Origin of the sequence: Comamonas sp. F1-6 (assembly GCF_039581415.1) — a bacterium.
Classification (GTDB): domain Bacteria; phylum Pseudomonadota; class Gammaproteobacteria; order Burkholderiales; family Burkholderiaceae_C; genus Comamonas; species Comamonas thiooxydans.
In genome coordinates, this window is record NZ_JBCPWN010000008.1 from 72,521 (window position 1) to 84,710 (window position 12,190).

The 12,190-nt window shown below is 56.6% G+C and carries 12 protein-coding genes; 4 read left to right on the forward strand and 8 right to left on the reverse strand.

All coding sequences use genetic code 11. The features are described from left to right. Positions 1 to 165: 165 nt before the first annotated feature. From AAIL66_RS10480 to AAIL66_RS10495, 4 genes are all read right to left on the reverse strand, one after another. Complete coding sequence (locus AAIL66_RS10480) at positions 166 to 948, reverse strand: efflux RND transporter periplasmic adaptor subunit (RefSeq protein WP_034383832.1); 783 nt, start codon at positions 946 to 948, stop codon at positions 166 to 168. Between the two features lie 17 nt (positions 949 to 965). Then, positions 966 to 2,507 (reverse strand): TolC family protein, encoded by a 1,542-nt coding sequence (locus AAIL66_RS10485; RefSeq protein ID WP_343496672.1) that lies wholly within the window; start codon positions 2,505 to 2,507, stop codon positions 966 to 968. A gap of 1,014 nt (positions 2,508 to 3,521) precedes the next feature. Further along, a complete protein-coding gene (locus AAIL66_RS10490) occupies positions 3,522 to 4,757 on the reverse strand; it encodes an EAL domain-containing protein (RefSeq protein ID WP_343496673.1) in 1,236 nt (411 codons plus the stop codon). A 426-nt stretch (positions 4,758 to 5,183) separates the two neighbouring features. Then, positions 5,184 to 5,879 (reverse strand): RNA polymerase sigma factor, encoded by a 696-nt coding sequence (locus tag AAIL66_RS10495; protein WP_343496674.1) that lies wholly within the window; start codon positions 5,877 to 5,879, stop codon positions 5,184 to 5,186. Between the two features lie 190 nt (positions 5,880 to 6,069). On the opposite strand from AAIL66_RS10495, the gene AAIL66_RS10500 reads away from it, so the two are divergent. From AAIL66_RS10500 to AAIL66_RS10515, 4 genes are all read left to right on the forward strand, one after another. Further along, positions 6,070 to 6,639, forward strand: coding sequence for a ferritin-like domain-containing protein (locus AAIL66_RS10500; protein WP_012837780.1), 570 nt, complete (start codon positions 6,070 to 6,072; stop codon positions 6,637 to 6,639). Next, positions 6,636 to 7,034, forward strand: coding sequence for a cytochrome c family protein (locus AAIL66_RS10505; RefSeq protein ID WP_343496675.1), 399 nt, complete (start codon positions 6,636 to 6,638; stop codon positions 7,032 to 7,034). Before AAIL66_RS10500 ends, AAIL66_RS10505 begins: the two co-directional genes overlap by 4 nt. A gap of 560 nt (positions 7,035 to 7,594) precedes the next feature. After that, a complete protein-coding gene (locus tag AAIL66_RS10510) occupies positions 7,595 to 7,780 on the forward strand; it encodes a hypothetical protein (RefSeq protein WP_003070780.1) in 186 nt (61 codons plus the stop codon). A gap of 348 nt (positions 7,781 to 8,128) precedes the next feature. Continuing rightward, entirely contained in the window at positions 8,129 to 8,470 is a 342-nt protein-coding gene (locus tag AAIL66_RS10515; RefSeq protein ID WP_343496676.1) for a hypothetical protein, read from the forward strand. Here AAIL66_RS10515 and AAIL66_RS10520 read toward each other — a convergent pair. From AAIL66_RS10520 to AAIL66_RS10535, 4 genes are read right to left on the reverse strand one after another with little or no spacing between them, the layout of a single operon-like run. Then, entirely contained in the window at positions 8,448 to 8,900 is a 453-nt protein-coding gene (locus tag AAIL66_RS10520) for a hypothetical protein (RefSeq protein WP_343496677.1), read from the reverse strand. The genes AAIL66_RS10515 and AAIL66_RS10520 overlap by 23 nt on opposite strands. Beyond that, complete coding sequence (locus AAIL66_RS10525; protein ID WP_343496678.1) at positions 8,897 to 9,367, reverse strand: hypothetical protein; 471 nt, start codon at positions 9,365 to 9,367, stop codon at positions 8,897 to 8,899. Before AAIL66_RS10525 ends, AAIL66_RS10520 begins: the two co-directional genes overlap by 4 nt. Then, entirely contained in the window at positions 9,364 to 9,690 is a 327-nt protein-coding gene (locus AAIL66_RS10530) for a hypothetical protein (RefSeq protein WP_343496679.1), read from the reverse strand. Before AAIL66_RS10530 ends, AAIL66_RS10525 begins: the two co-directional genes overlap by 4 nt. Before the next feature lie 9 nt (positions 9,691 to 9,699). Further along, positions 9,700 to 12,150: a hypothetical protein gene (locus AAIL66_RS10535; RefSeq protein WP_343496680.1), complete on the reverse strand. Its 2,451-nt coding sequence runs from the start codon at positions 12,148 to 12,150 to the stop codon at positions 9,700 to 9,702. Between the last annotated feature and the right edge of the window lie 40 nt (positions 12,151 to 12,190).

The following is a 12,190-nucleotide window of genomic DNA, read 5'->3' on the forward strand; positions in this document are numbered from 1 at the left end:
TTGCAGGTTCAGGCCGCCGGCTTGCCCTCTTCCCGGGAGCTGTCGGTCTCTTGCTATCGGACTATAAAAATATGAGCTTTTGGCGCCTTTCATATATAGACTTCAGCATTAAAGTAATCTGAAACCTTTGAATGGCATGCGCAATATGCTCTTGTATTTGAATGTCTAGGGCTTGCCAGTCTGGGGTGGTGCCAGCAGCACCTGCCCGCTCATTCCGGCGATCAGCTCGGTAAACTTTCCGTGAATGGCCGCATTGACTTTCACCGACTGGCTCACCGGGTCCACGCGCGCAGCCAGGCGCTGCACCTTGGCGGGATAGGTTTTGCCGGTCTCGTCAATGCGCACCTGGAATTCCGAGCCCGAATGCAGCCAGCTGAGCCAGCGCGAAGGCACCAGAAACTCCAGCTCCAGCGCGGAGTCGTCCAGAATGTCCAGCAGCGCCTGGCCCGGCTGCGCATATTGCTGCTCGCGGATCTTCTGCTCGGCCACGCGACCCGCATAGGGCGCGGTGATCTGGCATTTGCTCAGCAAGCTGCGGTTGGCGGCGACCTCGGCCCTGGCCTTGTTCCATTCGGCCTGAGAGACATCCAGCTCCACCTTGCCGACAGAGTTCAGCTCGGCCAGGCGCTGGTTGGCCTTCCAGGTCTTCTCGGTGGCATCCACCCCTGCCTGTGCCTTGTTCAACTGGGCTTGCGGCAGGCTGCAGTCAAACTGCACCAGCAACTGTCCCTGACGAAATGCGCCCCCCTCCACCACGGGCAGACGCTGTACCTTGGCACCGATCTCTGCTGCCAGAGTGGTGTAGCGGCGCGGTGAAAGCTGGGCACGGATCTCACGCTGGTCCAGCACACTGGGCAAGGGTGCCTGAGTCTTGGGAAGGCTCTGGACTGCCGAGCCGTGCTGGGCGTGGGCGGTGAGCGACAGGCACAACGCCAGACCCAGAATCAAGGGAGACATGCAAAACTTCATTGGAATTGGCCCGCGTCCCAGCTTTGCAGCGATTTGCCAACAGCCTGCGTGAGTTCGGGCAAGGGCATGCTGTCCGAGCCTTCGATCACGGGCTCCATGCCCAAGGTGGCTTGCAGGCGGGAGCTGGCGGCCTGCATATTGGATTGGGCCTGATACCGGCGCAGCACGGAAAGAATGGTCGTGGTCTGCTGGGAGACGCGCTCAAGCGCATTGAGCTTGTCGGCCTGCACCTGATTGTTCACATGCTCGGACAGGCGCTGGTCCACCGAGGCAATGGTCCGTGCTCTTTCATACTGGCGCACGGCGTTCGCAAATTGCAAACGCGCTACATGCAGCTGTGTCAATACCGCCATCTGGGTAGCCAGACGACGCTGATCGGCCAGTTGGACACCAGCATCGGCCAGCTGACGCTGTGCAGGCAGTGACAGCAGCCCCAGCAGATTGAAAGAGAGCTGCAGGCCCGCATCCTGCCAGCGGTCGTTGATCAGATAGCTGTCGCTGCTCTTGTTGATGCCGTAGTTGAAGGAAAGGCCGGGGAACATGCGCAGCATGACGCGCTTGGTCTCTTCGTTGGCGATACGGGCGTTGTAGAGGCTCTCGCGCAGATCCGGGTTCAGCAGCAGGGCCCGGTCCTCCAGCTTGTCCACCGGCTGCTCCAGCCAGCGCTGGGCATTCGAGGCCGCAGGCTCGATCACGCGCAGCGGCTGGTTCAGCTCTGCGGGCGAGACCCCCATCAAGGATGCCAGCTCGATGCGCGAGGAAGACAGCTCCTGCTGAATGGCCTCCAGCAGTCGGATGTTCTCCAGCAACTGGCGCTGATAGCGCAGCGGCTCCATGGGGGAGCGCAGTTTTTCCGCCTCGACCTTGCGCGAGTCTTCCAGGGCCTTGTCTGCATCCCGGCCTGCGGTATGCAGCGAAGACTCCAGGGCCTGGGAAGCAGCCACACGCCAGTAAGCGATACGTACATCCTGGATCAGCGTGTGTATGGCCTTGCGGCGACGCTCAGCCGCAATTTGGGCGCGATCCGCATGCTGACGAGCGGCGTAATAGCTTTGACCGAAGTCCAGCAGGCTCCATGAGAAGCTCAGCGAAGCCAAGGTCGACTCACGATCCGACGAGATATAGGGATGAGCCAGGGAAGGCGCGCCCGTGACCGAGTCCGTGCTGCGGCTGATCAGGTCCATGTCGCGGTAACGGTAGCCGGCCGAGGCCACCAGCTTGGGCAGCATGTCGAACTTGGCAACATTGGCCGTGCCCTGGGCCACTGCCTCTTCCATGCCACGCAGGCGCTGGGCTGCGTTGTATTTGATGGCTCTCGCAATGGCCTCTTCAAGACTCACCGCACCAGTCAGCGGAGCAACGTCCTTGCCGAGGCTTTGCCGATCGGCCTGGACCTGCGACTGAATTTCTTCTGTCGAGAGCGCCTGACTGCTCAGGTTGGCACAGCCAGTGAGCCAGATGGCAGAGCCCAACAAGGCCGTGAGCCGGACACGGCCACGAAAATTTGTCTCGGACCGGCAGTGAGCAATGGCGTTCATATTCGCAAGGGGATGGTGGCAAAGACGGTTTGACAAGAAGACTGGCCCAGATGGAATCTATGCACCAAACCTCAAAAAGTATGCAAAAGTCTTAATTGTCAAAAAATGTGTTCGCGATATTACTGATCAAAGGTGACAACCGCAATCACTGAAATCAGGTATCTCTTCTGCCAGAAGCACCATGCAGCCGCACTCATTTTTTGCCCCAATTGGTGCATTGAGTCCTTGGTGGAGACTGGTCAAGCGAGTCGGTTGTGGTGCAGTGTGTAGCTGCCTGAGGCTGCTTCCAAAGCCGCTTCCGGTTGGAGACAGCAAGGCGCTCATTCGGGTTTTCTCAGAGCCGACGGCGCATAGCTGCTATTGGAGATTTCAGCCCTGAGCTGTGAATTTCAGATCAACACCGTTCGCAAGCGCGCTTGCCAGGCATTCCGAGGCATTGGAAGACGCACAACAACGCCCACCAGGCACATCAAACTGCTCCAGCAAAGCCAGGCAGTTCAATCGCGGCAGCGACATCGTCAAGCTTGAGGGGTCTGGACGCCCAATGGAAATCGACCGCAACATCATGGGCGTGACGATTGCAATCGATGGCGCGGAAATGCCTCATGAGGGGTGCTGAAAACCCCGGCAGTCAATCCTGATCGCTGCCTTGCCTCAGGTCGTCCGCGACCGACGCGACAAAGCTGACGCAGAGCGTCAACACCATGAGCGCAAAACTGACAAGCAGCCACTTCATAGCGTCCTCGTGCAATTGATATTCGCAAACAGTATGCTCGCATTGATTGACAGCACTACATAGATGTTTACGCTAGGGCCAAGCACAAACCAAGCTCAAACCAAGCACCCGTCACCCGAGGCTCCATATGGGCTCAGGCCCTTTGCAAAGGAGTCACGAGAAGAGCCAAGGCCTGCTCGATGCAGGCGAACGAAGCCAGCTAAGCCAGCCGTCTGCAGGACGAGATCGGTTGCCAGACACCCAAACGATGCGACCGCCCATGTAGCGACACCTGCCGACTAGTGAAGCGAGAACACCGCCGCGGCATCAATCTCAAGTGGCCTGGAAAGCAAATACCCTTGAGCGCAATCCACTCCAAGCCTTTGCAGCATATCCAGCTCTTCCGCCCGTTCAACGCCCTCTGCAATCACCAGGCTTCCTATTTCATGCGCGAAGCTGATGAGGCCTCTGGCCAGTGCACGCCGTTTCTCATCTGTATCGATAGAGTGAGTAAGACTCATATCCAGCTTGATGACCTCGGGCTCGAGATTGAGGATATGCCGCATGCTGGAATAGCCTGCACCAGCATCGTCAACCGCCAGTTTCGCGCCCCGGCGACGGTAAGGCTCCAGCCCAATGGCAAGAGCCTTGTAATCCTTGACCGCAGCATGTTCTGTAATCTCCAGGACCAGACGTGAGAGATCATCAATGCCATCAAGTAGTTGATGGAATTTGCTGCTAAGCAGCAATTGTGGCGAGCAGTTGACACTTACGCTGCTGTTGGCGGGCAGCCGCTCCAGCGCTGGCAGCACCTTGGAAACAGCGCACAACTCCAGGTCAATGCCCAAACCGGCCTTGTCTGCCACATCGAACCAATAATCCGGCGCATGCCTGGGCTCGACATCAAAACGCGAAAGGCTTTCAAAGCCGCAGATGGCCTTGTCACGCAAACTGCAGATCGGCTGGAAAACCATCCTCGGATCACCGTGCGCCAACGCGGATCGGACCTCACCGACCAACCGTGCCTTGACCTGCTCCTCGGCAGCCTGCTCTTCGATACGGTCTGCCAGAATCTCTGCAAATGCGCGCAGCAATTGCATGTCGCGCTCCCCTAGTGTTGGGTTCGGGAGATAGCTGAAGCAGCAAAGCGTCCCATACACATGCCCATCCGTGAGACGGACGGGAACACTCAAATGAGACCCAATTGGAATTGCATGTGTTGCAGAAATGTGCTGAGCAGCCGGCACACAACTTGTGTCCGGAATGCATTCGGGCAGCTCGCCATGAACAACCTTCAGGCAGTATCCCTCCTGCATGGGAATGCTCTGGCCTTGATGGAGCGGCCCGCCCGAAACACTGTCCAAATGCTTGAGCACCCGTTCGGCCGCACCGAAGTGTGAGACAAAGGCGATATCCATTCCCAGATGCTTGCGAACCGCACGCAGTATGCGATCCACTCCTTCTGCGCACACACCTGATCTCATCAAATGATTGAGATGGCGATTCCCGTCAACCTCCAGATCGTTCATCTGCATGCCCCCTCTTACATACAGTCGACTCACACGGCTTTTGTCAATATTTAATCTGGAAAAGCATGCAATGTGAAGCGATGATCATCGATATCCAGCAAGTGTCTCAGCAGCTGCCGTGGCGAAAATGTCAATCAATCCACCAGTTTCGCCATCCACCTGGATTCCAGCTGCTGCTCCAGGAATGTTTCCGCGGTGAGTTTTTCTGTATGACGGCTTCGTGGCATATGTCGCCACCTGTTGTCCGCTTTGAAGCCTCCCCCGAATCCTCGCTCCACTCAAAAGTAGAGAGCCCACCCCAGGGAGGTCTACGCATGAAGAAATCCAGAGTTAGTGAAGCGCAGATCTGCTACTTGCCCAGGGCAGTCCATTCTTGCGAATCGGTCTGCATTTGCTGCATGTTCATCAGAACCAATATTCAAGCATGCCTGCTTAACGCCGGGGTAGTCTTGCCCGTACCAAGGACACGATGCGATTGCACCGCTCCCCATCGAAATTGAAGGCGTCGCTGAGCGCCATATCCAGATCCTGTGAAAGCCCTTCGCGAAGCATGCTTCGTGCACGGAAGAAGCGCGTGCGCACCGTGGCCTCTGGAATTTCCAGTATCTGCGACACCTCTTGCGCACTCATCTCTTCGACGCCGCGCAACATGAAAACCCTGCGGAAGTCATCGGGCAGCAGGTCAATGCGCGCCTCCATGATTCGACGCAACTCCGAACGCATGACGGTTCGATCGGGGCCGCGGTCCATATCGTCTTGCTGCCAACTGGTATCCATCTGCTGGGTCGATGCCATCGCGGACTCCAGCGGCACGATCTTCAACTGACGACGTCTGATCTGTCCAAGTGCTTCGTTGACGACAATGCGTACCAGCCATGTCGACAACTTGGCATCCGCCCTGAAATTCCCCAATGCCTGCCAAGCCTGCAAATAGGCCTGCTGCACGACATCTTCAGCATCCGTGTCACTTTTCAATATGGCTCGTGCGGTGCGGAACAACAAGCGATTGTGGCGTCGCATGATGGCCTCGAAAGCCACCTCATCGCCAGCTGCGGCTCTGAAAGCGAGCTCCAGATCCGAAGCATCAGCAACCGCAGGGCTGTGGTTCGAAGGTTGAGTGTGCGGCATGTACGCCTCCTTTGACCATTGGATGGTGTATCCGCGTCCAGCGTTCCCGTGTCGATCTGATTCTCGGCCCTGCTGCCAACAGGGGCGGAACGTGGTGACGCTCTGATCCATCCAATGGATGAGTGCTTGCCCTGGCCACCGGATTTCCGGTCTCCCAAAGCTGGCCTCGTCACCCACGAAGGAGTGCATCATGTCGTTTTTGCATATCGCTCATCCACAGGAGGCGCGCCGCCTCTTTCTTGGCCAATCCGGGCTGATGCTTTCAGGTGCCGCTGTTGCGCTACTAGCCGGCCGTGAAGCGCTGGCCGCCAAAACCGGCGATGGAAAAGCCCAGGACACTCAAATCCTGAACACCGCCCTGAGTGCAGAGCTGGAGGCCATCGCTGCTTATCAGTTGGGAGCCGAAAGCAAACTGCTACAACACTCGGTGCTGGATCTGGCCCTGACCTTCCAGGGCCATCACAAAGCGCATGCTGAACTACTTGCCAAGACGGTTGAAAAACTGGGTGGCAAGCCGGTAGTCCCCAAGACTGCTTACAACTTCCCAGCAAATCAGCTGAAATCACAGGAGGATGTGCTGCGCTTTGCGGCACGACTGGAGCAAGGGGCCGTCAGTGCTTATCTGGGAGCCGTTCCCTTGTTCGGCAATCGAGAGCTATCCAAGGCTGCGGCCAGCATTCTGGGTGATGAAGCCATGCACTGGGCAGTACTGCGCCAGGCAGTGGGCGAAGCACCGGTCCCCACGGCATTCGTATCATGAACACCGAACGGTGGCTGCTGCTTGGCATGCTGTCGTTCGCTGCGACAGTGCATGCAGCACCTGACAAACTTCCTGGCGAGCAGATATACGCTCGCTGTGCGGCCTGCCATGCGCTGGCATACGACCGAGCGGGACCGCATCATTGCGGCCTGTTGGGACGGCGTGCTGGCACGGTTCCCGGCTTTGCTTACTCGGATGCGATGAAGAATTCCGGCTTTATCTGGGACGAAAAAACACTCGATCGTTTCCTGACCCAGCCCATGAAGGTGCTACCAGGCACGACAATGACGTACGCTGGAATCCCTGACCCCAAGGAGCGTAGCGACTTGATTGCCTACCTCAAGCAAGCTAACGATTCACGAGAGTGTCATTCACTTCGAGCACTCCCGCATTGAACGCATATACCCTAGCTGCGCGTCGCAATCGGCCTGAAGCAGTTCACCAAGAAAATGCTCAGGCTGACTGCCTCAGGCGGTGGATTCAATGGGCCGATGCAATACCATGCCTCGCCTCCGGCGCGAGGAGTCGGCCCAACCGGAATACGCATCGAGGCAGGATGTGGATGACAGATCGCCGGCTGCATGTATTTGGGTCTAGCAGTCACAGCCGAAGGCATCGCTCACCTGGAATCCATCACCCTGCCCATCTTCCAAAGCGGACTTTTCTCATTCCGGGAGCCAATATGCCCGACGAGAATTCCCCGACGCTCTGTTTGCAGCGTTTGAGCTGCCACACAGGGCTCAGGCCGCTTCAAGGCTGGCGCCTTGACGGGAACACAGCCCCATCCTCCAAGCAGCAACTATCCGCATCCACCCTAAAAATACCCCCTAGTAGTCGTGATTCCAACGCAATCCAGGCGATCCGTCATTCATCAGGCGAATTCACTGGACTCGCCATCCCGGCAGCTGTACCGTCTTCTTTAGGTTCAGAAACTTGATTGAAGGCCGCCTTCCCCATGAGCAAATCCAAAGAGTCCACAGTCCATCGCATCGTGGATGCAAAGCAGTGGGAGCTCAATCGCGAAAAAGAGCGCATCACCTATCCTGCCAACCACGCCGGCCCGATTCAAATGGACTGGCGCAAGCGTGAGAACTACTCGGCCACCGACCTGAACTACCGGGGAAGAAGCAAAACCCCATAACAGCAGCTCGGTCTCCGATCTCCTGACGAACCCCGCCACTGTTGAACTGAGCGGGGTTCTGCTTTTTCGACAAGCACACGGCGACCAGCGCCAGCACCGCTGGCCCGCCAGAAGACAAGGCCTGGCTCCACCATCACCTAAACTGACCGATCTGCTGAGCCGCTGCCTCTCCAGCGAAAAGCAGGTTCGCCACTCCGACGGACAAAGCCTCTGGTGAAGCACAAAACCTGGCTGCAGAGGCCACTCAGCCTCGCAAGAGTCGTTTCTGCTGATTGATAACCCGACACAGGAATCGATACGGAGCGCTACCCGAACCGTAGGCCGACAGAGCAAGGGCCGCCCGTGTCCATGAACGCTCAGGAGAGCAAACCGCAATTCCTTGGAGCGATGAATGCTCCCACCATGGGAATAAAACATAAAAGCCGCTACAGCTTTACCAGCTGTAGCGGCTTATGTATTCTGGTGGGTCCTGCGAGATTCGAACTCGCGACCAACGGATTAAAAGCGGCGTGCTCGCTGTTTGCGAATTCCTGTGACGCTATGAAGACCAAGGCGCAAGGCCTGCACTCAGCGCATGGTTTACCGCCCATGTTGGCAAAATCTCCCGCACAAAAAAAGAGCCCCCTCGCACCTGATTTGGGTGTCGAGGGGGCTTTTTTGCGTTTGTTCAGCGCGGCCAAGATTCGGTGATCATTCTCGCATCATTTGCGTGGCCATCAGCTTGTCTTGCCATCCACTGATATTCCGCAGTGCACGCGCCGAGTAGCTCTCCTGCAGTTGAGGCGTACTCATCGACGGCGGCGCGGGAAGCGGCTGCGATACGGGCTGGCACGCCGGCGAGTTGCTTGCGCAGGCCGTCAGCAGCAGCGGCAGCAGCACCAGCATCAGCCTGCAAGCGCCCTGCCCGCTCCTGGGCAGATTTGATTGCTTCATCCTTGGTTTTCTCCATGCGTGAATAGGAAGCCAAAGCGGACGCGCCAGCACGCATCTTCTGCTCTGCATGCTCTTTTTTCAGGAGCGATATGCTAGCCTCTGCGCGCTGGGCATTGACCCACCAGCCGGCAGCAAAGGACAGCACCAGAAGCACGGCCACCACCAGGGTCTTGGCGCGGCCCGTCATCGAACATACTCCAGCGCCTGCTGATAGAGGCCGGGCCAGGTCTGGGAGTGCGGCTTGCCGGGGCGCCAGGTGCGCAGGTAGTATGACCAGGCATCGTTTGCTTTTCCAAGGGCCGGCAGTGGCCTGGGGTCGCTCAGCAGCAGCAGCCTGGCAAACCCTGCGCCGAGCACATCATCATGCTCAAGCCGGTTGTAGACAGCCACTGGCGTAGCATCCACTTCGCGGGCCGCGCACAGAGCGCGGGCCTTGGCCTGAGTCACCTCATGGTTCAGCACACCCTTTACTCCACCGCCTTGCTCAAACTGCCAGAAGCTGCGCGCCGGGCCGCCGATCTGGCGCCGATAGATGAACCGGCTTTCTTGCAGACCGATGGCCAGCAGCTCGACCAGCGCCTCTTGGGTGTTTTTCACTCCGATCAGGCTCAAGGCCGGCAGGATAGCGGTTTTGGTGATGTCGTCCAAGGTCATGCTGCACCCCCATCCTTCGGTGGCAGCCCCAGGCGCTTGCGTACCCACTCATTGAGCAGCGGCCCTAGGGCGAACTGATCCCATGCCCTGAATACCCAGTCGGCTGCCGTCATCGAGAACATGCCGACAACAAAGCCGCCGAGCCCCTCAGACAGGCCTGTCGCCTGAACAAAGTCAGGCGTCCCATAGTTGCTGGCCGCGATACCCAAGACCAGCATTGCCCCCTTACGAGGCCACGTTCCTTGCATCCACATAAGCGCTCCTGCGCTGCCGAGAATGCCAGGCACCTTTGGCAGCAGTTGGTCAGTCCAGTTGTTGTCCATATCCCTCTCTCATGGAAAAATCACACCGTCATTCCAGCCGGTGAATGCCATTGCAGGCGTAACACCAGACGGAAGCGTTGCGGTAAGAGTTCCGCGCTCAACCAACACTCCGCTCAGAGCTGCAACCTTTGAAAGATCCCATTCGGCATAGGGCGATACCGTCACGCCTTGAAGGAATGTGTATTCACGAGTTGCGCTTCCGCGAAGAGCGCCGATTACTACGGTGGATACACCTTCTGTAGGTGCTATGAGTTGGCCACCAAGAATCTTCAGACGTGATGGATTCGGAACTGTGGCTTCATTCAACGCGCAGTCGAGAAGATCGATAGACGTGATGTCGGGCCGCAAACAGCGCAAAGCAAGATTTCTGACCGCTGAGCAGTTGATGCTGAGAAATGCCCTGCTGGCGGGAGTAGAGGCAAACGCTGGATAACCTTGAACTCCCGAAGAGGTATTCGCCCGCATCGAAGCATCTACATCATTGATATTGACGCGCATCTCTCCCCGAGCATTCGTGATGAAGTTCATCCAGTCCAGCTTCAGACTGAAACGCCATCCTTCCGAGCTCTCAATGTTGGAGACAGACACAAGGTTAGGTGCCCGCACTTGATCGCCGTTTTGACGGATCTTGATTGCGACAGGAGTAATCTCCCCACCCGCCGCCGTCGACCCAGCCACACGCTGAAGGTTGCTGACAATCGAATCAGGAGGTTGGATTGCGGTGCTCGCCCCAATAGGTGAGGTCGCGCAATCAATCACAGGGAACGTCCCAAAGGAATTGCCCATGGATATCTCGAAGCCATCGACAATCCACGCTCCATCAAAATGGCCGCCATAGTCATCCCGAGTCGAAATCGCAGGGCACCCATAAAGCGTGGTGTTTGTGACCTTCACCACGCCACCGCCCCAGCCGATCTTCACCCCAATATCGTGCAGCGCGCATTCTTCAACGAAGATGTTGTGCCCTGAGCTGTGAGCATCCACTCTATTCAGGATGCAATCCTCAAAGTACAAGCCGTTCACATTGTTAGAGCCAATGGCGCCCCACCCGGTCAGGGCCTCCATGTTGTCCACATATATATCTGCCCCGCCATAGATAGCAAGACAATACGATCCGGTACTGGTGGTGACTGGCCTCCCGGTTGTCATGTACCCGTCAATCGTCACATCGGAAACGTCCAGAAGGCAGACTATTTCGCTCACGTTGTTGTATTGAGCGCCATCACCATCAAACAGCAAATCGAAGTTTTTGATGTGCGTGTTGCAACGCTCAATTTGGAACACTCTCTGGTTATTCCATGCACCCTCAACCAATCCAACATTGGAAATGGTGAGAGGTGTTTTTGACGTCTTTCTATAGCTGACAGTGATTGCAGATGCAAATGCTGAGCAGTTAGAGCTCAATGGGTGAGATACCTTGCTGGCACGATTTACCTTGAAAGCCTGCGTGTAATTCTGAGTTCCCGTCTTTGCGCGATCTGGGACTTGCAGGCCGCATTCAAGCTTTGCATACCCATGACCGTCGAATAATCCCCTTGTAGGAAATATTGCACCGCGTACCAGGTTTGATGCTAGAACAGGGCCAGTCACAGTTACCAGAGGGCAGTCCGGATCGCTGAATATAAATATGGTATTGAAACTATCAAAGCTCGGCGATGCTTCAACACCACCAAGGATTACCATCCGAGCGCTGAAAAAATCAACACTGGTGTATACGGGGATTCTTGCATTAGCCTGGATGCAAAATTTTGAAATTCCTGCGTAGCTGACAGGTACTCGCTTCAAATTCGCCAAAGCATGGGCTTTTCTTATTGCCTCCGTATCATCTCCAACGCCGTCCCAATTGCCGCCATAAATAAATGGACTGATAACTCCATTAGACAGAACTTCAGTAACGCTTCGAACTACTGCATCGGGAGCTTGCCGGAAATTTACGATCTCACCGCCATGCTCTGAAAACAAATCAAGTCGTAATTGTTGTGAAGAATCAGATGTCGGTAATGCTGTTATAGGCTGACCCATAGAGTCGAAGCTCAGCATTTTGTTCGCACGATTTAATGCAGGAGGTAGCTCTCTGGATTGCTCTGGGAATGGAAAGCGTAGCGCTGTTCCCAGCCTTGAAGAAACACTCTGCAAAACAAGCCATATGCGATCAAAATCACGATCAAGAACCGCTTCTTTCAAGTCGCCGTTAGTCTGGTAATCGGTGTCTCGGGCCAGCACCATCTGGCGAAAAAGCAGCACATCTGCGCCGGACGCAGGTGCTACAGCGAATGTGACTTGTCCGCCCTGTAGGGAGCCAACACCGGAAATCGTGTAGTCGGCTCCGTTTGCCTTGAGCACTCCATCCACAAAAACGGCAAGGTCGGTCGCGATCAGGATCTGGAACTGATAGGCAAAAACGGTGGTGACACCGTTGCCTGTGTATTCATTGAATGGGGTCTGGGATTCGACCGGCATTTAGGGGCCTCTCTGCGTGAGAGCGGCCCCACTGGCTGAA